The organism is Pseudomonas sp. TMW 2.1634 (assembly GCF_001703595.1).
Lineage (GTDB): Bacteria > Pseudomonadota > Gammaproteobacteria > Pseudomonadales > Pseudomonadaceae > Aquipseudomonas > Aquipseudomonas fragi.
In genome coordinates this window covers 729,421-751,297 of record NZ_CP016849.1, presented here as the reverse complement: position 1 = coordinate 751,297, position 21,877 = coordinate 729,421, and the positions used below count along the sequence as shown (strand labels likewise).

Here is a 21,877-nt window from a genome sequence, read left to right as displayed (position 1 = left end):
ACCATTCAAAAAGGCCGCCATGAACCGCTACACCAAGAACCTGCCGCCCCTGGCCACCCTGATCACCTTCGAAGCCGTAGGCCGCAATGGCAGCTTTACCCGTGCCGCCAGCGAGTTGTGCCTCACCCAAAGCGCCGTCAGCAAACAGATCCGCGCCCTGGAAGACCACCTCAAGCTGGCCCTGTTCGAGCGCCAGGCCCGCGGCATCAGCCTGACACTCGCCGGCGCCAGCCTGTTCAGTGAAGTCAGCACCCTGCTCGAACGCCTGCAACACAGCGTCAACCGGATCAAGGCAGCCCACGCGCCCAATGCCGTCACCGTGCTGTGTACCCATGCGGTCGCGCAGTTCTGGTTGTTTCCACGTTTGCTCGCCTTCAACACCGAGCACCCGTCGATCACGGTGAACATTCATGCCAGCAACGATATCGACGAATCCAGCGTCGCCGATTACGACTTCTGCATCTTGTACGGCGCCGGCCAGTGGTCATCCCTGAGTGCCGAGCCGCTGTTTGCCGAGAAGGTCTACCCGGTGGCCCGCCCCGACCTGGCATTGAACAGCGTCAACCAACCCGCCGACCTGCAACGCCTGCCCCTGATCGAACTGGATGCATCGGGCTGGAACTGCATGGACTGGCGCGACTGGTTCAACCATTTTGGCCTGGAACACAAGGCCGATGCGCAACGCCCCACCTTCAACCAGGTCACCCTCGCTTATCAGGCGATCGTGCAAGGCATGGGGGTGGGTCTGGGCTGGGACTTTATGGTTCGCGACAAAATCGAGCGAGGTGAACTGTGCCGCGTCGGTGCGTTTGAATTTTTAAGTACAAACGCCGATCATCTGGCGCACTCTCGGCAAAAAACGCTGTCTGATGCAGCAATGACTTTCCAGCGCTGGCTGCTTGATCAAGCCCGGCGCGACCCCTCTCCAACTTGCTCATAGCTCAAGGTACATGCATGAAGATCAAGGTTACCGGTTTACCCCTGCTGTTAGTGGCCTTGCTGGGGCTGGCGGGCTGCGCGACCCCAAGCGTGGTGACCCTGCAAAACGGCACGCAATACCTGACCAAGGACCTGCCCGTCACCACCAACAAGGACGGTTTCTACGAGTTTGTCGACATCGCCGGCAAGCACGTCAAGGTCAGGGCCGAGGATGTGTCCACCATCAAAGCGGATTGAACACGGGCAGCCAGCGGCAAGCAGCGCATTTTAACTTGCCGCTCACCACGCACCAAAGCCGTTACTCATTCAACGCATCCAGCAGTCGGTAGTAGCTGATACCCGCCGCCACATACAGACGTTGCAGGCTGTGGAAGGGGATGCGGCGAATCGGCGTGACCGGGAACGGGAAGTCATTGCTGGCCCCCGAAACCCGTGCTGCCAGGTGCTTGCCCAAGGTGGTCGCCATTGCAATGCCGCGGCCGTTGTAACCCATCAGGATCGACAGGCCCGGTTGCGGTTCGTGCAACTGCGGCAGCACGCTGTGGTTAAGCGCTACCCGCCCGCTCCAGCGGTATTCGATCGCCACGCCTGCCAGCTGCGGAAACAAGCTGATCAGCGAGCGCTCCAGATGCGCCCAGTCTTCGGCGCGGCGCGGCTCGGAAAACGGCCCGCGCCCACCCAGCAATACACGCCCCTGGGCATCCTGCTTGAAGTACAGCAACAGGCGCCGCGCATCCGAGCACACTTCCCCACCCGGCAAAATGGTTTTGCGCAGCTCCGGTGAAAGCGGTCGGGTCGCGATCAGAAAGCTGTTGGCGGCCAGTACCGTTTGCCGCAGCCCCGGCCACAAGCCGTCGGTATAGCCATTGGTGGCCAGTACCACGCGCTCGGCCGTCACGGTGTGGCCCTGTGCTGCCGTCAACTGCCACAGCGGCCCCACACGACGCAAATCGGTAACCCGGGTGTCGCTGTGGATGGTCACGCCACGCCCCAGCGCCGACCTGGCCAGGCCCCGGGCATAGTTCAGCGGGTGCAGGCTGCCAGCACGCGGGTCAACCCAGCCGCCGACGTAATTTTGCGTACCGATACGCTGGCAAACCGCACTGGCATCGAGCAACTCGGCGGCTACGCCTCGCTGCTGCCATTGCCGGGCGCGGTGTTCCAGGGCCTTCATGGTGGTGCTGGAAAACGCCGGCTGGATCCAGCCCTTGCGCGTGGCATCACAGGCAATGCCGTATTCGCGGATCAACGAGAACACTTCATCTGCCGCCCCGCCGCAGGCCTCGATAATCTTTTCGCCACGCTCGGCGCCAAAGCGTTCGAGCAACTGGTCCGGGTCGTACTTGAGCCCGGGGATCACCTGCCCGCCGTTGCGCCCCGAAGCGCCCCAGCCCGGCTCACCGGCATCCAGCACGCAGACACTGACGCCCGACTCGGCCAGGCGCAGTGCGGTCACCAGCCCGGTGTAACCGGCGCCGACAATTGCCACATCCACCCGCTTGTTTTCCGCCAGCGCCTGGGTCAATGCGCCGGGGCGGGCCGTGGCCGACCACAGTGAAGGCGGCAATATCAGTTTCGACGGTGCTTTCATGTGCGCCTGCGCAGTGCAAAACGTCGTTCCAGACGACGCAAACCATAGGACAGCGGCAAGCTCATCGACAGATAGAGCAATGCCACCAGGGTGTAGACCGTCATGTTTTCAAAGGTCGACGATGCGATCAGTTGCCCCTGGCGGGTCATTTCAGCCACGGTGATGGTCGACACCAACGACGAGTCCTTGAGCATCATCACCAGGGTATTGCCATAGGGCGGCAAGGCAATCCGAAACGCCTGGGGCAGGACGATACGGCGCATGATCATCAGGCCGCGCATGCCGAACGACTCGGCAGCCTCGATCTGACCCAGGTCGATGGCCTGGATCCCGGCACGGAAGTTTTCCGCCTGATAGGCCGAATAGGCTATACCCAGGCCGATCACCCCGGCCTGCATGGCACTGAGCTGGATACCGAAATCGGGCAAGACAAAATAGATATAAAACAGCTGCACAATGATCGGCAGCCCGCGAATCACATTGACCACACCAATGGCGAACAATGCGATGGCGCGAATTTTTGACACCATCATCAGCGCAAACATCAGGCCGATCACGGAACTGAGCAGGAACGAACCTGCCGTGACCTGCACCGTGACCACTGCGCCTTTGAGCAGAATCGGAAGAAAGTCCAACGCATCCTGGAGAAACATAAACTACCTGCGCACCGCTACAAGAAGCGGCCCACCGCGTTGCGGGGGCCACAGAATCATCAGTTCAGCTGCCACTTCTCGATGATGCGTTGCAGCGAGCCGTCAGCCTTGATGGCGGCGATGCCCTTGTTCACCTGGGCCAGTTTCTCGGCGTCCCCCTGGCGCATCACCAGGCAGACATCCCCCATGACCACCGGCACATAGGTGCTCGACAGTTTTACGTCCGGGTTTTTACCCTGGGCCAACTGGTAGGCAATGATCGGGCGATCACCGAATGCCGCCTTGATGCGGCCCAGCTTGAGGTCACGCATCAGGTCGGGAATGGAGTCGTAGCTGCGCACTTCCTTGAAGCCGCCGTGCTTGTTCAGGGCATCGAGGAAGACCGTGCCAACCTGGGCACCGACCACTTCACCGGCCAGGTCGTCCATGCTTTTGTAATCTTTGTGGTCATCGGCCTTGACGATCAGGCCTTCGCCGTAGCTGAAAATCGGATCGGAATACTGCACAACCTTTTCACGCTCGGGGGTCTTGAGCATGGCGGCGGAAATCAGGTCGATCTTGTTGGTGGTCAGCGAAGGGATCAGCGCCGCAAAGGTGGTTTGCTGGATCTCGGTGTCGAACCCGCCAGCCTTGCCCACGGCCTCGGCCGCGTCGACCATCATGCCCTGGATTTTTCCGCTCTTGATATCGAGAAAGGTAAACGGGATGCCCGTTGCCGTCGCCCCGACCTTGTAGACAGGCTCTGCAACAGCGCTGGCTGGTCCAATCAACCCGGCCGCCATTGCGCATACAAGCGTCAGCACTTGAAAAGGTTTTTGCATAGCGAATCTCCCTGTGGTCGCTTTTATTGTGGTGCTGCGGCACTCAATAACCCTTGCACCCTCTGGTACAAAATGCCGCCATCGACTATAACCAATTTACTTAAATCGTAAAGAGATTTATAAATATCGCATATCGATATTTATAAGCCTGAAACAAGCCAAGGATGCGCCATGAGCGATAACAACAACCCTCTTTTCAACCAGTCACTGGAAAAGGGCCTGGCCGTACTTCGCGGCTTCGGAGCTGCACGGCGCACCATGACCCTGGCCGATATCGCGGTAGCGGCGGACATCAGCAAAAGCTCGGCCCAACGCATGGTGCACACCCTTGAAGAGCTCGGCTATGTACGCAAGCACCCGCAAAGCCGGCGCTTTCAGCTGACGCCCAAGGTGATGGAAATCGGCTACAACTATCTGGCCGCCGATATCCTGGTCGATGTGGCCAACCCTTATCTGTCCGAGCTCAACCAGATCACCGGCGAGACCGTCAACCTGACCGAGCCCGACGGGCTGGACATGGTGTATGTGTCGCGCTTTGTCGCGCCGAAATTCATCCCGATCCATATGCCCATCGGCAGCCGCATCCCCATGTACTGCACCGGGGGTGGGCGCGCGTACTTGAGCGGCCTGGCGGATGACGAGATTCGCCGCGTGCTGCAGGACAGCCCGCTGACGGAACTGACGCGCTACACCCTGACCGATGCCGAGGCCATCTTTGAGCGGGTGCTGGCCAGCCGCAAACAGGGCTATGCCACCAACAAGGAAGAAATGTTTTTGGGCGACATGACCCTTGCCGCGCCGATTTTCAACAACAATGGCCTGCCAGTGGCCGCCGTGCATGTGGTGGTCCCCAGCAGCCGCTGGACCCTGCAGGACGCCGAAGACAAACTGGCCTCGTCCGTGATCCAGTGCGCACGGGCCATCAGCAATTCGATCAGGACGCTGTAAACCCCTGCCCATTCGCCCAACACACGGATGCAGACGCTGCGCTCTGCACGGCGAACCGCAGGGATGCCATCGCAGGCAAGCCTGCTCCCACAGGTCTGGCGGCGCCGGCAGAATCCGGGCCGCCCCCACAGGGAGCAAGGCGCTTGAGGTATCATGCCGCGCTATTTCCCTGCGTTCGGTAATTCTTTATGCCCAGTATCTCCCCAGCCACGCCCGCCCGAGGCTGGTCATTCTGGTGGAAACCCCTGCTGTTTCTGCTAGTCGCCGGTATTGGTCTGTACTACGTCAAGTGGTCGCCCTACTACTTCAAGGCGTTTGTCGCCGCCGACAACCACAGCATCGGCGCTTCGATCCTCAACGATAACCAGGGCGAGCCCATCGCCGCCGCACTGGCCTATGCCCAGGTGTACTTTCTGGCGATCTGGAAGGCTGCGGTACTGGCGGTGATCCTTGGCTCGCTGATCCAGGTGCTGATCCCCCGGGACTGGCTGCTGCGCCTGTTCGGCAAGGCGGGCCTTGGTTCGACCCTGCGCGGCGGCCTGTTCGCCCTGCCGGGCATGATGTGTACCTGCTGCGCCGCCCCGGTGGCCGCCGGCATGCGTCGGCAAAAAGTCTCGGTGGGGGCCGCCCTGGCTTTCTGGATCGCCAATCCGGTGCTCAACCCGGCCACCCTGGTGTTTATGGGCTTTGTGCTGGGCTGGGGCTTTAGCGCCTTGCGCCTGGTGGCAGGCCTGGTGCTGGTGATTGGCGTGTCGCTGATCGCACAACGTATTTCGCGCCCTGAAAGCATCCCCGATGCCGCGCTGGATGCGGTGTCCGAAGCCAGTGCGGTGGATCAGCAGAACTTCTTCAGCCGCTGGGGCCGCACCTTGTGGCAACTGTTCTGGAACACCATCCCGGTCTATCTGCTGGCGGTGCTGTTGCTGGGCGCGGCACGGGTGTGGCTGTTCCCCCATGTGGACGGTGCCATGAGCGACAGCCTGGTGTGGCTGGTGCCGCTGGCCATTGTCGGCACGCTGTTTGTGATCCCGACTGCGGCAGAAATCCCGATTGTGCAAACCATGATGGCCTTGGGCATGGGCACTGCCCCCGCCGTGGCATTGCTGATGACCTTGCCGAGTGTGAGCCTGCCGTCGCTGCTGATGCTGCGCAAGGATTTCGATACCCGGGTACTGGTCAGCGTGGCGCTGATGACCATGCTGGTCGGCGTGCTCAGCGGTCTGGTGGGGATGTGGTTGCTCTGACATCGGCCCGCTCCCACAGAGGCAAGTCAGGCGCGTTAACTGTTACCCAGGATCAACCCGCGGTAATGCCCCGGGTTGGTCCCTGACCATTTGCGAAAGGCCTTGTAAAACGAGCTGGTGTCGGCAAAGCCCAGGCGCAGGGCGATGTCGGCAAAGCTGTGCTCGGGTTCGGCCAGCCAGGCAATTGCCAACTCCTTGCGCACACTGTCCTTTAGCCCTTGATAGGTCTGCCCTTCGTCGGCCAGACGGCGTCGCAGGGTCGAGGCCGACATGCACAGGCTCTGCGCCAGGGCCGGGGTTTCGGGCCACTGCGCTGCATGCAACCGACGCAGGGCCTGCTTGATCTGGCTGGCCAGGCTTTGCGGGTCACGGTACTTGACCAGGATATTGGCCGGGGCCTCGGCCAGAAACCGCTTCAGTTCCTGGGCGTTACGCCTGATCGGCGCATCCAGGCAGTCGGCGGCAAAGATCATCCGCGTGCGCGGCCGCTCAAAGCGCAGGTTTTCGGAAAACATGACCTGGTAGTCTTCGCAGTAGTCCGGCGCGGCACAGCGCAACTCGATGGCCAGAATCGGAATTCGCCGCCCGGCCAGCCAACAGGCCACGCCGTGAACGATCATCCAGTAAGTGAAATAGGTAAAGCCGCGGGCGGGGGGCTGAACGGGCTCCTGCAGAACAATCTCCGCCAGGCTCTGCTGGCGCACCAGTTGGGCCGGTAACCGCTCAAGCATCAACGACAGAAACCCCAGCACCACCTCCAGCCCCTGGGCCAGGGTCGGCTGGGCCATCGCCGTACGGCACATGAATGCCAGGCTGCCGGAGCGCAGCTTGCGCGGGTCCATGCCAAAGAACTCGTCATCCATGCGCCTTGCCAACAACCGCCACATCCGTGCATAAACCAGCGCTGGCACCCGCGCATCCGGCACGGCCAGCAACCCGGGATCCATGCCGACCTTGTGCAGCACTTCGTCCGTGGCGCTGCCCGGCGCACAGCTGTGCAGCAGCGCCTCGCGTACCAGTTGAATGGAGATGGTGTCCTTGTTGCGCATTGGCGCCGTCCCGCCCGATCACGTTTGGATGACGGCCATCTTAAGCAGCGCGGATCAAAAAGCCAGCAGTAACTTGACCCCGAACAGGCAGCGCCAGCGGCGCTGCCTGTGGCTCAGGTGCGCAATCAGCGGTTATCCACCGTGGTGATCTCACGGCGTTCGGCCATGCTCTGCGGCACGCTGTCTTCGTCGGTGAAAAACTGCTGGTACCACTCGCGCAACTGATACACCGGGCCGTCGCCTTCGGCCAGGACCGGGTTGTTGACGCGCACCTTGTGGGTCCAGATATCCACGTCCTGATAGAACGAGTCGCGGTTGCGCTGCACATAGTCCAGTGCCAGGGCTTCGTTTTGCTCCTGCGTCCAGCCCGCTACTTTCTTGACCATGCAGCCAAATCGCAGCTCAAAGCTGTTGGGGCCGATCGGCACATGGCAGTTGAGCAGGATGGACTTGATTTCCAGCCCCTCGAACACCGCACGCATGCGCGTAAAGTGAGTGGCCGGGCCGAAGTAAGCCGACTCTGCAACCAGGTCGCCGCCCAGCCGCTCAGAGTCGCCGTGGAAGATCTGGTGGGCGATATGGCCTTCGAAAATATTGTGGAAGTACTTGGTCGGCGTGCCATGCACCGGGCCGAAATGCTGGGCATCCACCAGGTTGTCGACCAGCTCGCGAGGGTTGGTTTCAATGATCAACTTGTCCATGTGCCAGCTGTGCAACCACTCATCGCTGTCCATCTCCGGCAGATGCGGGATCACCACCTCGTCGGCGGGCGGCTTGCCTTCGGGGTTGTTCCACACGAACAGCAACTTGTTCACTTCACAGGTCTGCCATGCGCGGGTTTTGGCCTTGGGTGGAATGCGCTTGCAGTACGGGATCTCGACACACTTGCCGCTGGCATCGTACTGCCAGTGGTGGAAGGGGCACACCACGCGATCGTTCTCGATGGTGCCCTGGGACAGGTCAGCGCCCATGTGCGGGCAATGGGCGTCGAGCACACTGATCTCACCCGTGGACGTGGCAAATGCCAGCAACCGCGAGCCAAACACATTCAGGGTATGCAGCTTGCCATCACGGTACTCGTCGGCTTCACCCAGACAATGCCAGCCGCGGCCGAAGCGCGGCGACAAGGCGTTCTCGACGTGAATTTGTGCGAGTTTAGTCATTTTTATTATTCCTCAGGTTAAGGGCCAGGGCGCTTTACCCGATGATCTTCACCGAGGTGCGGGGCGGGTTCATCGTTCAGATGGACTAGAGCCCCCTCACCCTGTGGGAGCGGGCTTGCTCGCGATGCAGGCAACGCGGTACCTCGGTTGAACTGCGTCGATACCATCGCGAGCAAGCCCGCTCCCACAGAGGTGAGTCAGCGGCGCCAATCCTCGACAATCCCGTGCTCCCGCGCAAACGGCTGGCAATGGATAGTCTTGCACTGGTGATCGACCGCGCCTGCATCGGTGGCCAGCCACAGCATTACCGCTGCTGGCACTTCGGGTGGCGCAGAGCCTGCACGCAAGGCAATCACGCCTTTGTCACCGATGGTCGCGCGCAATGCATCGGTGGTGACCACGCCGGGGTTGAGGGTGTAGGCACGAATCCCCTGCTCCCCCAGTTCCACCGACAATATGCCCGACAACCGCGACACTGCCGCCTTGCCCGCACCATAGGCATACCCCCAGCCGCCCTTGCCCGCTGCCACTGGCGGATCGGTTTCGCCAGCGCCGGAGGTCACGTTGATCACCACCCCGCCGCCCTGCTCCAGCATCTGGCTGACCACAGCGCGAGTCAGCAGGAACGGGCTCAGCATATAGCCCTTGAATACCCGTTCCAGGGTCTCGGGCTGCAATTGCATAAACGGCGCATTCAGATCGCTGCCCTGGTAAATGGCGTTGTTGACCAGCACATCCACCCGGCCATATTCGGCAAACACCGCCTTGCTTGCGGCCAGCACCGAGTCGCTGTCGAGCAGGTCCATAGGCACCACCAGCACCTTGCGCCCCAGTTCGCGAACCGCCGCCGCAGTGGCATTCAAACTGCCCGGCAGCGGCGTGCCATCAGGGTTGCGCAAACCGTGGGCATGGCTTTCCCCCTCGTCCAGGCTGCGGGCGCTGATGGCCAGGTCAAACCCCGCACGCGCAAACGCCAGCGCGGTTTCCCGACCGATGCCGCGACTGGCACCGGTAATAAATGCCACTTTGTTCATAGACACCCCTTAACGGTCAGAAACGCTGCGTACGCACCATCGCGTCCATGCCACCGTCGACAAACACCACACTGCCAGTCATGAAACTGGCTTGCTGCGATTGCATGAAAGCCACGACCCGGGCCAGTTCTTCAGGCGTGCCCGAGCGCCCCAGTGGCGCGACAAACTCACGTACTGCCTTGCCAAACCGGGCATCGTCCTTGGCGGCCTGATGCAGCGGGGTTTCCACAGCGCCCGGCGCCACCACGTTCAGGCGAATACCTTGCGGGGCCCACTGCACCGCCTTGCGCCGCGCTGCGCAGGTCACTGCATATTTGGAGCCGGCATAGGCCAGATGCGTCTGCCCCAGGCTATTGGCCAGTTCCAGCGCCTGCGCCTCATCACCTGCCAGCATCGCGGCAACCATCGGTTCTTGCTCAGCCCCGGAATGGGTGGCCGCCACCGAACCGATCACCAGCGCCGCCGGGTGTTCACCCTTGGCCAGCGCATCGGCCAGCCCGTCCAGTAGCTCACTGACGCCAAAGTAATTCACCGCCAGCACCAGGCCGCTGGAAGGCGCCGTCACCCCGATCCCGGCGCAGCACACCAGCCCGTCCAGCACCCCGCCGCTCTGCTCAAGCACCTGCGCCACTGCCGCCTGGCGCCCGGCACGGGTCGACAGGTCGGCAATCACTTCAGCATTGGCCCGGTCAATCCCGATAATACGGTGGCCCGCAGCCCGTAATTGCGCGCACACGGCGGCGCCGATCCCGGAGGCGGAACCGCTGACAGCTGTAACTGGCATAAGATTTTCCTTGGTAATGCAGGCGCAACGGCCTGGCTGACGAAACACCGGCGGTGGCGCCCATCGCCACCCCCAGCGCAGATAACATCCTTAAGCGCTTTTACGCACCGGGCGCGCCAGTTGTGGCGCCGGCACCACCACGGACTCAGCCGCTCGCAAGGCGCACTTGGGCTTTCCCAACGCGACCACACTGTTCAGCAGAATCCTTACCAGCTCGGTCTGACGGCGCACCCCGGTCTTGGAGAAGATCGAGCGCAAGTGCGCCCGGGCGGTGTTGCGCCGGATATTCAGGTTTTCGGCAGCTTCTTCCAGGGACAGGCCGTTGGCCAATTCCATTGCCAACGCCGTTTCGGCCTTGGTCAGGTTGAACAACTGCTTGGTCACCACCTCACTGGCCAGGGACTTGCCCACCGAGTCACGGATATAGATCACCGCCGCCGGTTTGCTCTTGCCCTCGGCCCATTCCAGCGAAGGGATTGCCTCAACTACCAGCCCCAGGCTGACCTGCCCTGAAGGCCGGGTCACGGACATCGCATCGGCCGTCACCCCGCCATCGCGCACGTCCTGACTGAAGGCGTGCTTGACCAGGCGTTGCAGCTCGCGGTTGTCGCTGGGGTAAGTGGCTTCCAGCCGCCCGCCCACCAACTTGAGGCCATCGGCATTCTTGAGGATTTCCTCGGCCACCGGGTTCAGGCGCAGCACCTTGCCGGTTTCGTCGAGCACGATGGTCGCCACAGACAGGCGGCTGATGGCCTGGGCATACAACTCGCTCATCGACTCGCTGCGATCAAGCAGGTTGTGCAAGTGCAGGGCACGGCGCAAATGCGGCAGGAAGCTGCTGCACAGCGCACGTTCAGCACTGGAGAATGCCGGGGAATTTTTTGGCCGGGTGATGCGAAAGCGCAGCTTGCCGCCCTCGGGCGTGGAAATATCGGCGCCCATCACATGGTAGACATTTTGCGGCCCGCAATAGGCCTTGAAATAAGCCGAGTGTACCCACTCGGCTTCGCTCATCAGGTCTTCAACGGTAAATACCTGATCCAGTGCCTGCCCGATAAACGGGGTGTTGGTTTGCGGGTAGGTCTGGTAGGTCAGCTCGCCCTCGCCTTCTATGTCTCCGGCCACGATCATCAAGCCCATGTCCGGCTGATCAGGCACCCGCAGAATCAGGGTCGCGTAGTTGGCCTGAAACATTTTGCGCACGGCACACAGGGTACGGCCCATGATCTTGGGGTCCAGCGCGCCATCGTAGAAGCTGCCAACCATTTGATCGTAATCGGCCAGTTCAAGCCCAAGACCGGCCAGGGTCTGGTGATTCAAGGTCACTGTATCCACGGACATTTCCTCGCATTGGGCCAGGTTCAAGACCGGCCCTTTTTATTGTTCTTATTACTCGCGGTGAACCTTTGCGCCACATCCGTAAAGCTGCGCAAAAGCGACTCAGTGTGTCTGTATGCTTGCCCTCATACAAGCCCGGCAAGGGGTCTGTTTCAGCGGTTTGACGAGTCCTTGGCGGCGACGCTCGGCTTGAGCGGGTAATGCCCGGCAGGCACCTGCGCGACTGCGTTCCGGGCTTTGACCAGCGGTCGCCCCAGATTGAACCAGGCCGCCAGTGCAGGCAGCAGGAAGATTGCGCCGAGCACGTTGACCAGGAACATGAAGGACAGCAGCACGCCCATGTCGGCCTGGAACTTCAACGGAGCAAAGGCCCAGGTACACACGCCGATGGACATGGTCAGCGCGGTAAACACCGCCGCCGTACCCCGTTGGCACATAGCCTGGTAGAAGGCATGGCGCAGGTCCTTGCCATCGGCCATCTCATGGGCAATGCGCTCATACAGATAAATCCCGTAGTCGACCCCGACCCCGACACCCAGCGCCATCACCGGCAAGGTCGCAACCTTCAGGCCGATGCCCAGGGTCGCCATCAGCGCATTGCAGAGGATGGCGACAATGGCCAGCGGCACCAGAATGCACAGCACCGCGCGCAATGAACCAAAGGTCAGCCAGCAGAACAGCGCCACCGAGCCGAACAGCGCTGCGAGCATCACCACCTCGGCCTGCTTGACGGCCTCGTTGGACGCCGCCATCACCCCCACGTTGCCCCCCGCCAGCAGGAACTCCACATTGGGCCCCTGCAAACCGGCGATGATGCGTTGGGTTTCGTCTACCACATGGCTCACCGTCGAGCCTTCGTGATCGGTGAGGAACACCAGGATCTGCATGCGCTGGCAACTTTCGGTCACCAGCCCGTCGTCCGGCATGTAAGCGCGCGAACCCTGGCTCAGGCCGCGCTCGGAGCCCGGAATCGCCGACCAGCGCGGGTTGCCTTCGTTATTACCGGCAATCACCGCCTTGCCCATGCCCGCCACGCTCTGCACCGACTGCACACCGGCCACGCTGCGGATCTGGAAGTCGAAGGACTCAATGGCACGCATCACTTGCGGCGCCAGGCAGCCTTCCTCGATACCCTTGACCTGTACGAACACCGACATCACATCCAGGCCGATGGAGTAGCTGTTGATGATCTTCTGGTTGTCCTGGTTGTAGCGCGAATCGGCGCGCAGTTCCGGCGCGCCCACGCCGATATCGCCCACTGCCAGGTCCCGGGCCTTCCAGGCACCGACACCGAGCAGCAACAGGCTGAGCACAAACACCACCAGCGCAGGCTTTGGCTCGGCCAGTGCCGACAGCCGCCACCACAGGGCATGCTTGCCCTGCACCTTGAGCCCCTGGGCCATCGCGCCCGGCTCAAGCTTGAGGTATGAAAGGATGATCGGCAGCATCAGCTTGTTGGTGATGATCATCAGCATCACGCCGATGCAGGCAGTCACCCCCAGCTCATGGACGATGGGAATATCGATCAGCATGATCACGCCGAAACCCAGGGCGTTCATCAGCAGCGCCAGAGAACCGGGGATGAAAATCTTGCAAAAGGCGCCCCGGGCCGCTTCTATCGAAGAACTGCCTGCAAGCACATCCTGCTTCCAGGCATTGGTCATCTGCACCGCATGGGACACGCCGATGGAGAAGATCAAGAACGGCACCAGAATCGACATCGGGTCGATGCCCAGCCCCAGCAACGGCAGCAGCCCCAGCAGCCAGACCACCGGCAGCAGGGCCACCGCCAGGGCTACCAGGGTCAGGCGCCAAGAGCGCGAGTACAGCCACAGCATCAGCGCGGTGATCACAAAGGCAATCACAAAGAAGCCGATCACCGTGGTCAGCCCTTCAATCACATCCCCCACCAGCTTGGCGAAGCCGACGATATTGATCTCGATATCATCATTGCTGTACTTGGCGCGAATCTCCTCAAGTTGCCTGGCCACTTCGGCATAGGACACCGACTTGCCGGTCTGCGGATCGAGGTCCTGCAAGTCAGCGCGCACCATCGAGGAGGTCAGGTCATTGGCCACCAGGCGCCCGACCTGCCCGGAGCGGGCAACGTTATTGCGCACCTGGGACAGCTCATCGGCCGAACCGGTAAAGCGTGGCGGCACCACGACGTCGCCAAAAAAACCGTCTTCGGTGATTTCGATATAGCGCACATTGGCGGTGAACAGCGATGTCACACTGGCGCGGCTGACACCATTGATGAAGAAAACGTCATTGGTGACCTTGCTCAGGGTGTCGAGGTACTCGGGGTTGTAGATATCGCCCTCGCCCTTCCACTTCACACTGACCAGAAAGCGGTTGGCGCCGGTGAAGTACTGGCTGAAGTTGAGAAAGTTGACCATAAAGGCGTTGCGCACCGGGATCTGCTTGTTAAAGCCCGGGTCCAGCTGGGTGTGGGTGGCGCTGTAGCCCAGGGCCAGGGTCAATAAAACAAACAGCGCCAGCAAGCCCTTGCGCCAGGTCATCAACAGGTCGGCAACACGTTCGACCATACGGTTTATCGTGCTTTTATGTTCACTCACGGGCACCTCCCAGTGCGGCAACGCCGCCGTCGGCACCCTGGAACACACCACGCTCGCCGCCCACCAGCAAACGCCGGGAGCCGATCAGGACCGCCGAGGTCAACGTACCCAAACCGGACAGGCGAGTGGCGCTGACCAGCCCGCCATTGCCGTCCAGGCGCACCAGCGAGCTGCCCGCACCGACAATGAGCAGGCCGCCGCCATTGGGCAACAGGGCGTGGCCATAAAGCGGCAACTGATTGCCCACCTTCACCGGCTCCCAGGTGCGGCCAAAATCCTGGCTGACAAACACATGGCCGCGCATGCCGTAAGTCACCCAGCGATCAGGGCTCAGGCGCACCACGCCAAACAGCGAACCGTTGTAGAAAGGCTCCAGCTTCTGCCAGCTGTGCCCGGCGTCGTCGCTGCGCAGCACCAGCCCCTGCTCGCCGACCACCATGCGGCGGCCATCGGCACCCCCGTCCATACCATTGAGGTGTGCGCTGTCCACCTCCAACGGCTGGGCCTGCCAGGAGCGGCCATCGTCTTCTGACTGGTAAAACTTGCCGAAGCTGCCAAAGGCCAGCACCCGCTTGCCACCGGCACTCCAGATACCCAGCAAGGGTTCGGCGACGTCACCGTCATAGCGCACCTCGGACCAGTTTGCGCCCTCATCTTCGGAGCGCAGGATCCAGCCATCATGACCGACTGCCAGCAGGCTCTTGTCCTGCAAGGCCACCAGCGCGGTGAGGGTCAGGTCACGTTGCGGCTTGACCGCAGCAGGTTGCCAGGACAGTCCCTGATCATCGCTGAGCAAAATATGGCCGCGCTCACCGACGGCCACCACGCGTTGATCCAGATACAGCATGCCATTGATCTGCAGGCGATCCGGGCGCAACTGGGCTGACGCGACGTCGGCGCCATGACGGGGAGAGAAGGTAAACGCGATGGTGACAGCGACGATCAGGCACACCCCATAGCCAATCATTGAGCGCATGGTCGATGCCTCGCTGCACGATTCAGTTGCTGGGCAGAATTCATGCGGCCAGTCCTCTTTTTATTATCGTGGATGCTCTGGTGGCGGCCTCGGCGAGGCGTCCAGAACCTGGCTTCGATAATCGGACTGGTGAGTCACAGGCACATCGTCCAAATGGCCTAGTGAGTTGACGGTCATGGGGTGAGGGTCATGTGGGAGCTGGCTTGCCTGCGATTCAGGCGTTGCGCGGGGTCAGGTTAACGCAGGGCTGCCATCGCGAGCGAGCCCGCTCCCACAGAGGGGCGGGCTTATGTCAGTCCGGCTCAAACCAGCCGCTGGATCTGCTTGTGCCGCCATACCAACCGGTAATACGCAGTCTGCAGCACCAGCATGGCCACATAGGTCACCGGGAACGCCATCCACACGCCCTGCAGGCCAAAGTGCGCATCCAGCACATAAGCCGCTGGCAGCTCGATGCACAGCACACAGAAAATCGTGATCCCCATCGGCACCAGCACCACGCCACTGGCGCGCATGATCCCGCCGATCACCGCCTGGAAGCCAAACACCAGCACGCTCCAGAGCATGATGTGCAGCAGATGCTCCGCCCGCACCCGCGCCTCGACATCGGTGATAAACAAGCCCAGCAACCAGTGCGACAGCACATAACCGAGCACCACCAGGGCACCGGTCAGGCACAGGTTGATCAGCAAGCCGGTACGCAGGATCGGGCCGATGCGCTCGATGCGCCCGGCACCAATGGCCTGGGCGCCGAGGATCGAAGCGGTAATGGCAATCGACAGCGCCGGAAACTGCACATAGTTGACGATCTGGGTCACCGCGCCATAAGCCGCCGTGGCCTGGGAGCCGTGGCTGTTGACCAGCGCCAGGATCACCAGCTCCGACAGCGACAGCACCACCATCTGCACCCCGGTGGGCAAGCCAATGCGCAGCACCTTGCCGAGGATCTCCCGGTTGAGGCGCAGCGCAGCCCACAGCTCACGATCCGGGGCCATCACATGATTCTTGTGACGCAGGCGCAACACCAGAAACAGCATGGCCAGTACGTTACCCACCAGCCCCGCATAGGCCGCACTTTGAATGCCCAGGGTGGGCAGGCCAGCCCAGCCCAGGATCAGTGCAGGGGTCAGCAGCAACCCCACCGCCGTAGACACCATCAGCGCCAGCAACGGCGAAACCGTATCGCTGACCCCACGCAAAATCTGGGTGAACAGGATAAAGACCAGCAATAACGGCATGATCAGCATCATCACCCGGGCATAGCCGACGGCCTCCTCCAGCACGTCAACCGGGGTACCCAACGCCAGCAAGGCAGGCCGTGCCAGCAGGCTGCCCAGCACTGCGGCGACCAGGCCGATCGCCGCGCCAAGGGTCAGGGTTGCCCCGGTGATCTGCTTGACCAGTGCGGTTTCCCGCGCGCCCCAGGCCTGACCGATCAGCACTGAAGCCCCCGCCCCCAGCCCGATAACCAGGGCAATAAAGAAAAACACGATGGGAAACATCCCCGACACTGCAGCCAATGCCTGGGTGCCCAGCAACTGGCCAACGTAAATCCCGTTGAGGGTGCCGGAAAAGCTCTGCAGAAAATTGGACAGGACCATCGGCGCCAGGAAGATCAGGTAGATCTGCCACAGCGGCCGTTGCGAGGGGTTTTGCATAAACACAGCGCCTGAAAAAATTATCAGCGGGGGTTATACCGCAAATGTATCCGGATGTTCCTGCTGAACATCATCAGCGCTCCAGCCCCGTCACTTCAACTAACCTTTCTGAAGGCTTGCTGAACATGAAGAAATATTCAGAAACGTTTCAGCTTTTTATGGGCAAAATGTGCTCACCGCTGAAAAAGCCCATCAGGTGACGGTATGACCCGTATTTTGACCATTGAAGACGATGCCGTAACGGCGAAAGAAATCGTGGCTGAATTGACCAGCCACGGCCTTGAGGTTGATTGGGTTGCCAATGGCCGCGAAGGCCTGGTTCGCGCCGTGAGTGGCGACTACGACCTGATCACCCTCGACCGCATGCTCCCCGAGCTGGACGGCCTGGCGATTGTCACCACCTTGCGCACCATTGGCGTGAGCACACCGATCTTGATGATCAGCGCCCTCTCCGATGTCGATGAGCGTGTTCGCGGCCTGCGCGCCGGAGGTGATGATTACCTGACCAAGCCCTTTGCCAGCGATGAGATGGCAGCCCGCGTGGAAGTGCTGCTGCGGCGCAAAAGCCCGGCCGACAAGTATGAAACCTCGCTGCGCGTCTCTGACCTCGAACTCAACCTGATTACCCGCGAAGCCAGCCGCAGCGAGCAACAGCTGAGCCTGCTGCCCACCGAGTACAAGTTGCTGGAATTCCTGATGCGCAATACCGGGCAGATCCTCTCGCGGATGATGATTTTCGAGGAAGTCTGGGGCTATCACTTCGACCCGGGCACCAACCTGATCGATGTGCATATCGGTCGCCTGCGCAAAAAAATCGATCCGCCGGGCCAGGTGCCTCTGATTCGCACTGTTAGAGGCTCGGGTTATGTCATTGCCGAACCCCTCTAAGGGCTGGCGTTCTTCCAGCAGCCGGCTGCTGGCGCTGTACAGTTTTCTGTTTGTGGCCTGGAGCTGCATCCTGATGGGGGTGCTGTATTACGAAGTCTCGGATTACCTGGGCAACCTGGCCAGGCATTCGTTGATGCAGCGCCAGCACCTGTTTGCCCGCTTCGAAGGCGAACAACTGGATGAAGCACTGGCCACCAGCATGACGTTCGATATGCGGGCAGTGGATGCCTATGGCCTGTTCGATGAGCAACACAAGCCGCTGAGCGGGCCGATCCAGTCCATCCCTCAGGGCTTGCCGCTGGGCGGCCAGATCCATGCCCTGAGCAGCTGTATCGACTCCGATGACCCCAACCTGCCGCAAGACAGCTGCGATGCCGTCGCCACGCAAACCCCTGACGGCCGCTGGCTGGTGCTGGTGCGCGACAACGGCTCGCTGTTTGCCGTCACGCGGATCATTTTGCATGCGCTGGTCTGGGGCCTGTCGCTGACCATCATTCCCGGCATTGCCGGCTGGCACTTGCTGCGCCGCCGCCCGCTGCAACGCATCCGGGCCATTCAGGCCAGTGCCGAAGCCATTGTTGCCGGCGACTTGACCTACCGCCTGCCGCTGTCCAACCGGCGCGACGAACTGGACATGCTGGCCGCCATTGTCAACGCCATGCTCGATCGCATCGAACTGCTGATGCACGAGGTCAAGGGCGTATGCGACAACATTGCCCACGACTTGCGCACCCCGCTGACCCGCTTGCGCGCCCAGTTGTACCGGATGCGCCAGCAAGCCGTCGAAGGTTCGGCCGAAGCGTTGCAGCTGGACGAAGTGATCGGCGAAACCGACACCCTGATGGCGCGCTTTCGCGGTTTGTTGCGCATCTCCGAACTGGAAGACCACCAGCGGCGCTCAGGCTTCCTGCAACTCGACCCGCTGCCGCTGCTGCAGGAGCTGTACGATTTTTACCTGCCACTGGCTGAAGAGGGCCAGGTGACGTTAACGCTCGAAACGCCAGCCGCCCTGCCCGGCCTTACGGGCGACCGGGCCTTGTTGTTCGAAGCCCTGGCCAACCTGCTGAGCAATTCGATCAAGTTCACCCCGCCCGGTGGCGAGGTGATCCTGCGGGCCACCGACGACAACGGCAGCCCGCGCATCGAAGTGCTGGATACCGGCCCCGGCATCCCCGAGGCCGAGCGGGTGGCAGTGTTCCAGCGCTTTTATCGGGTCGATGACAAACACGGCGGCTTTGGCCTGGGCCTGTCCATCGTGGCGGCCATCGTCAGCCTGCACGGCTTCAGCCTGGAAGTGAACAACCGCGAAAGCGGCGGCGCCTGGCTGACCCTGCATTGTCGGCAAAGCCTGATCAATCCCGGTTAACCGCGTCGCCTTCAATCGCGGGCAAGCCCGCTCCCACGGGATATTCATCGACCAGGTGGGAGCGGGCTTGCTCGCGATTGCAGCACCACGGTGCTCCTGCACCAAACAATCTTCATGTTCAACCGACACAACTTGGCACAGTTTTTTCTTGGTATTTACCGTTCGCAGTTATTTCCCTGGAATCACAGCTTCCAGGGGGTGCAACCCGCACCAGTTGCGAACAAGGGCGGCATACCCGTCCATATTCAGTGCAAAGACGGACCAAAAGTCCCGTCGATGACCCGCTGTTATAAGGAAATTCAACGATGTCAGATGTGCGCTCGCCAACCAGTACCCTCCGCTCTCGGTCCCCCCGCGCCCTGCATGCGTGCCTCCCCGGCCGCACCTGCTGTCCGGGCACCGACACTTAGCCAGCCCTGCACCCTGACGCCCCGCCTTGCACGCAGGGGCGCCGGATAGCTGCATCCCGTGTTTCTGCGTACGCCCTGTTCGCCCGCCTTGCTGCGCGGCGAAAACGGCTCTTTTGGCATTGCTCACAAGACAGGTATGTCATGTCCGAATTTGACGCTATAACCGTCCCCCCCAACCGGCCCTGGGCCCTGGTGTGGCATTACATCCGCCTGTACCCGCGCTGGTACTGGGGCATAACCCTGCTGCAAGTCGGCGCGGCGATGGCCGCCACGCTGATGCCCTATGCCATCGGCCGCATTACCGGTGCGGTCAGTGAGGGCGCGTGGCAACAAGGCGATCTGTTGCAGGCCAGCCTGCCCGCCCTGGGCCTGCTGTTCGCCCTGGCGGTGGTGCAGTTGCTCTGCGCACGGGGCGCCACGCTGTGCATGATCATGGTCAGGCCGCTGCAAAAAATCCGCATCGTGCGCGACCTGTTCGCCTGGTTGCAGCAGCATTCGGCCCGCTATTTCGGCGAGCACTTTGCCGGCAGCCTGGCCCACCGCATCAATGAAGGCACCATCGGCCTGCTGGAAATCACCTGGCTGCTGATCGTGGAAATGCTGCCGATTGTCGCGGTACTGGTCACCAGCCTGGTGATGCTGACCCTGGCATCACCCTGGCTGGGCCTGGGCCTGCTGGTCTGGGTGGTGGCCTACACCTGGCTGGCGTACCGACTGTCACTCAAGGCGCAGAAACTGGCGGGCAAACATGCCACTGCCCGCAGCCTGACCACCGGCAAGATTGTCGATGCGGTGGGCAACCTCAACAGCATCCGTCTGTTCGCCCGCCAGGATTACGAACTCAACTATCTGAACCGCTACCAGATCGAGGAAAAACAGGCCGGACAACGCTCGTTCTTCTACCAGGAAAAGGTCCGCATGCTGCAGGACAGCCTGGCCATTGTGCTGCGCGTCGGGCTGGTGGCCCTGGCGCTGTACTTGTGGCATCTGGGCAAGATCGATGTGGGCCAATTTGTGATGGTGGCCACCCTGGGCCTGATGATTGTGGCGCAATGCAGTTTTCTGAGCATGCAGTTCATGCATTTCTTCGAGTGCATCGGCAATATCGAGAGCAGTATCGATACCCTCCTGCAACCCCATGAAATGCCCGATCAGCACAGCGCCCAACCCGTCACTATCGAGAAGGGCGCGATCCGCTTTCGCGACGTCAACTTCGGCTATAGCCCCGACAGGCCGATCTTCAAACACTTCAACCTGGATATTCGGGCCGGGCAACGGGTGGGCATTGTCGGTTTGTCCGGCTCTGGCAAATCAACGTTGTTGAGTCTGCTGTTGCGTTCGTATGACCCCCAGGGCGGCACCATCGAAGTGGATGGCATTGATATTCAAACCATGACCCAACAATCACTGCACACCCATATCGGCCTGATCCCCCAGGAACCCGGCCTGTTTCATCGCTCCTTGCGCGAAAACATCGGCTACGGTGATGTTCACGCCGGTGAAGCGCAAGTCATCCTGGCCGCCAAGCGCGCCCATGCCCATGAGTTCATTCTGCAAATGCCCGAAGGGTATGACGCGCTGATCGGTGAACGCGGGGTCAAGTTGTCCGGTGGTCAACGCCAGCGGATCGCGATTGCCCGGGCCCTGTTAAAAAACGCACCCATATTGATACTGGACGAAGCCACCGCCAGTCTCGATTCAGAAACCGAAAGTCTGATCCAGAGTAGCCTTGACGACATCATGTCGGACAAGACCGTCCTGGTAGTGGCCCATCGCCTTTCAACTATTGCCCACCTGGACCGCATTGTTGTACTGGACAAAGGGCATATTGCCGAAGACGGCACTCACAGCCAGTTACTTGAGCGCAAAGGGCTGTATTACCGACTTTGGCAGCATCAGTCCGATGGTTTGTTAAGTGAACAAGATGAACTAAGGAATGACTTGCCAGTCACGGAACAGGTTTAAATATACCCGCACCTCACTAACTAAACGGCGCACTCGCGCATTTAACCATCTGGTACATAAGCCTTATAACTTACAGTAACGTGCCTATAAGCACCTGCCCGCCGCTGTTCGGCCGGCAGGTGCTTTTTTATTTGAGCACCCTGCGTAACCCCTAAGCCCTGAGCGGTTGATCGTGTACGCACCCTGTTGGCACAGCTGGCATCAGTGCAGCAAAGGGCTGAGCTGGCAACTGCACTGTTAGTTGGCAGTCACTGTTCACTTTGGTGCACTGTTTTATAACACTCTCTTGTAATTGCCTGATTGTCAGACAATAACACCCTATTAATCGCTCAACTAAGCCTGCTGTCATGGATGACGCCTTAGTTCATTGTCCATTCCTTGTCTTTTCACAGTCACTTTTAATTCAGCCCGTCACACCCGCACTAAATAACCTGCCGTAACGCCAACTTTCCTGTCCTTCTGGCATAGCTG

General features: G+C 61.0%; 18 protein-coding genes. 7 read left to right on the top strand and 11 right to left on the bottom strand.

Going from position 1 to position 21,877, the window contains the following annotated elements:
- Positions 1-19: 19 nt before the first annotated feature.
- Positions 20-940, top strand: coding sequence for a LysR substrate-binding domain-containing protein (locus BFC21_RS03495; RefSeq protein WP_088377220.1), 921 nt, complete (start codon positions 20-22; stop codon positions 938-940).
- Between the two features lie 14 nt (positions 941-954).
- Positions 955-1,176 (top strand): YgdI/YgdR family lipoprotein, encoded by a 222-nt coding sequence (locus BFC21_RS03490; protein ID WP_016780667.1) that lies wholly within the window; start codon positions 955-957, stop codon positions 1,174-1,176.
- A 61-nt stretch (positions 1,177-1,237) separates the two neighbouring features.
- On the opposite strand, the gene BFC21_RS03485 is transcribed toward BFC21_RS03490, so the two are convergent.
- From BFC21_RS03485 to BFC21_RS03475, 3 genes are read right to left on the bottom strand one after another with little or no spacing between them, the layout of a single operon-like run.
- Positions 1,238-2,530 carry an FAD-binding oxidoreductase gene (locus tag BFC21_RS03485; protein WP_088377219.1) on the bottom strand — a complete coding sequence of 431 codons (1,293 nt, stop codon included), beginning with the start codon at positions 2,528-2,530 and terminating at the stop codon, positions 1,238-1,240.
- Complete coding sequence (locus BFC21_RS03480) at positions 2,527-3,183, bottom strand: amino acid ABC transporter permease (RefSeq protein WP_016780665.1); 657 nt, start codon at positions 3,181-3,183, stop codon at positions 2,527-2,529. Before BFC21_RS03480 ends, BFC21_RS03485 begins: the two co-directional genes overlap by 4 nt.
- 59 nt (positions 3,184-3,242) lie before the next feature.
- On the bottom strand, positions 3,243-4,004 hold the full coding sequence (locus BFC21_RS03475) for an ABC transporter substrate-binding protein (RefSeq protein ID WP_088377218.1): 762 nt from the start codon (positions 4,002-4,004) through the stop codon (positions 3,243-3,245).
- Between the two features lie 171 nt (positions 4,005-4,175).
- Between BFC21_RS03475 and BFC21_RS03470 the strand changes: the two genes are divergently transcribed.
- Positions 4,176-4,952 (top strand): IclR family transcriptional regulator, encoded by a 777-nt coding sequence (locus tag BFC21_RS03470; RefSeq protein WP_120265690.1) that lies wholly within the window; start codon positions 4,176-4,178, stop codon positions 4,950-4,952.
- A gap of 188 nt (positions 4,953-5,140) precedes the next feature.
- Positions 5,141-6,196 (top strand): permease, encoded by a 1,056-nt coding sequence (locus tag BFC21_RS03465; protein WP_086796594.1) that lies wholly within the window; start codon positions 5,141-5,143, stop codon positions 6,194-6,196.
- 35 nt (positions 6,197-6,231) lie between these two features.
- Here the strand turns inward: BFC21_RS03465 and BFC21_RS03460 are convergent, their stop codons facing one another.
- The 8 genes from BFC21_RS03460 to BFC21_RS03420 all read right to left on the bottom strand — a co-directional run bounded on the left by BFC21_RS03460 (position 6,232) and on the right by BFC21_RS03420 (position 16,777).
- Complete coding sequence (locus BFC21_RS03460; RefSeq protein WP_088377216.1) at positions 6,232-7,245, bottom strand: AraC family transcriptional regulator; 1,014 nt, start codon at positions 7,243-7,245, stop codon at positions 6,232-6,234.
- Between the two features lie 125 nt (positions 7,246-7,370).
- On the bottom strand, positions 7,371-8,408 hold the full coding sequence (locus BFC21_RS03455) for a Rieske 2Fe-2S domain-containing protein (protein WP_095005164.1): 1,038 nt from the start codon (positions 8,406-8,408) through the stop codon (positions 7,371-7,373).
- Positions 8,409-8,605: 197 nt separating this feature from the next.
- A complete protein-coding gene (locus BFC21_RS03445) occupies positions 8,606-9,442 on the bottom strand; it encodes an SDR family NAD(P)-dependent oxidoreductase (RefSeq protein WP_088377214.1) in 837 nt (278 codons plus the stop codon).
- A gap of 16 nt (positions 9,443-9,458) precedes the next feature.
- Entirely contained in the window at positions 9,459-10,226 is a 768-nt protein-coding gene (locus tag BFC21_RS03440; protein WP_086796585.1) for an SDR family oxidoreductase, read from the bottom strand.
- 90 nt (positions 10,227-10,316) lie between these two features.
- On the bottom strand, positions 10,317-11,567 hold the full coding sequence (locus tag BFC21_RS03435; RefSeq protein ID WP_088377213.1) for a helix-turn-helix transcriptional regulator: 1,251 nt from the start codon (positions 11,565-11,567) through the stop codon (positions 10,317-10,319).
- 149 nt (positions 11,568-11,716) lie between these two features.
- Entirely contained in the window at positions 11,717-14,113 is a 2,397-nt protein-coding gene (locus BFC21_RS03430; protein WP_371914959.1) for an RND family transporter, read from the bottom strand.
- Between the two features lie 22 nt (positions 14,114-14,135).
- Positions 14,136-15,119 carry a YCF48-related protein gene (locus BFC21_RS03425; protein WP_088377211.1) on the bottom strand — a complete coding sequence of 328 codons (984 nt, stop codon included), beginning with the start codon at positions 15,117-15,119 and terminating at the stop codon, positions 14,136-14,138.
- Positions 15,120-15,421: 302 nt separating this feature from the next.
- Entirely contained in the window at positions 15,422-16,777 is a 1,356-nt protein-coding gene (locus BFC21_RS03420; protein WP_088377210.1) for an MATE family efflux transporter, read from the bottom strand.
- A gap of 204 nt (positions 16,778-16,981) precedes the next feature.
- Between BFC21_RS03420 and BFC21_RS03415 the strand changes: the two genes are divergently transcribed.
- The 3 genes from BFC21_RS03415 (at position 16,982) to BFC21_RS03405 (ending at position 21,406) form a co-directional block, all read left to right on the top strand.
- Entirely contained in the window at positions 16,982-17,665 is a 684-nt protein-coding gene (locus BFC21_RS03415; RefSeq protein ID WP_016780653.1) for a response regulator transcription factor, read from the top strand.
- A complete protein-coding gene (locus BFC21_RS03410) occupies positions 17,643-19,031 on the top strand; it encodes a HAMP domain-containing sensor histidine kinase (protein ID WP_088377209.1) in 1,389 nt (462 codons plus the stop codon). The genes BFC21_RS03415 and BFC21_RS03410 overlap by 23 nt, the downstream gene beginning before the upstream one ends.
- A gap of 551 nt (positions 19,032-19,582) precedes the next feature.
- Positions 19,583-21,406 carry an ABC transporter ATP-binding protein gene (locus BFC21_RS03405; protein ID WP_120265689.1) on the top strand — a complete coding sequence of 608 codons (1,824 nt, stop codon included), beginning with the start codon at positions 19,583-19,585 and terminating at the stop codon, positions 21,404-21,406.
- Positions 21,407-21,877: the final 471 nt, after the last annotated feature.

Coding starts and splice junctions, on each gene's coding strand:
- BFC21_RS03495 (WP_088377220.1), top strand. CDS start 20: ATGAACCGCTACACCAAGAACCTGCCGCCCCTGGCCACCCTGATCACC.
- BFC21_RS03490 (WP_016780667.1), top strand. CDS start 955: ATGAAGATCAAGGTTACCGGTTTACCCCTGCTGTTAGTGGCCTTGCTG.
- BFC21_RS03485 (WP_088377219.1), bottom strand. CDS start 2,530: ATGAAAGCACCGTCGAAACTGATATTGCCGCCTTCACTGTGGTCGGCC.
- BFC21_RS03480 (WP_016780665.1), bottom strand. CDS start 3,183: ATGTTTCTCCAGGATGCGTTGGACTTTCTTCCGATTCTGCTCAAAGGC.
- BFC21_RS03475 (WP_088377218.1), bottom strand. CDS start 4,004: ATGCAAAAACCTTTTCAAGTGCTGACGCTTGTATGCGCAATGGCGGCC.
- BFC21_RS03470 (WP_120265690.1), top strand. CDS start 4,176: ATGAGCGATAACAACAACCCTCTTTTCAACCAGTCACTGGAAAAGGGC.
- BFC21_RS03465 (WP_086796594.1), top strand. CDS start 5,141: ATGCCCAGTATCTCCCCAGCCACGCCCGCCCGAGGCTGGTCATTCTGG.
- BFC21_RS03460 (WP_088377216.1), bottom strand. CDS start 7,245: ATGCGCAACAAGGACACCATCTCCATTCAACTGGTACGCGAGGCGCTG.
- BFC21_RS03455 (WP_095005164.1), bottom strand. CDS start 8,408: ATGACTAAACTCGCACAAATTCACGTCGAGAACGCCTTGTCGCCGCGC.
- BFC21_RS03445 (WP_088377214.1), bottom strand. CDS start 9,442: ATGAACAAAGTGGCATTTATTACCGGTGCCAGTCGCGGCATCGGTCGG.
- BFC21_RS03440 (WP_086796585.1), bottom strand. CDS start 10,226: ATGCCAGTTACAGCTGTCAGCGGTTCCGCCTCCGGGATCGGCGCCGCC.
- BFC21_RS03435 (WP_088377213.1), bottom strand. CDS start 11,567: ATGTCCGTGGATACAGTGACCTTGAATCACCAGACCCTGGCCGGTCTT.
- BFC21_RS03430 (WP_371914959.1), bottom strand. CDS start 14,113: ATGGTCGAACGTGTTGCCGACCTGTTGATGACCTGGCGCAAGGGCTTG.
- BFC21_RS03425 (WP_088377211.1), bottom strand. CDS start 15,119: ATGCGCTCAATGATTGGCTATGGGGTGTGCCTGATCGTCGCTGTCACC.
- BFC21_RS03420 (WP_088377210.1), bottom strand. CDS start 16,777: ATGCAAAACCCCTCGCAACGGCCGCTGTGGCAGATCTACCTGATCTTC.
- BFC21_RS03415 (WP_016780653.1), top strand. CDS start 16,982: ATGACCCGTATTTTGACCATTGAAGACGATGCCGTAACGGCGAAAGAA.
- BFC21_RS03410 (WP_088377209.1), top strand. CDS start 17,643: ATGTCATTGCCGAACCCCTCTAAGGGCTGGCGTTCTTCCAGCAGCCGG.
- BFC21_RS03405 (WP_120265689.1), top strand. CDS start 19,583: ATGTCCGAATTTGACGCTATAACCGTCCCCCCCAACCGGCCCTGGGCC.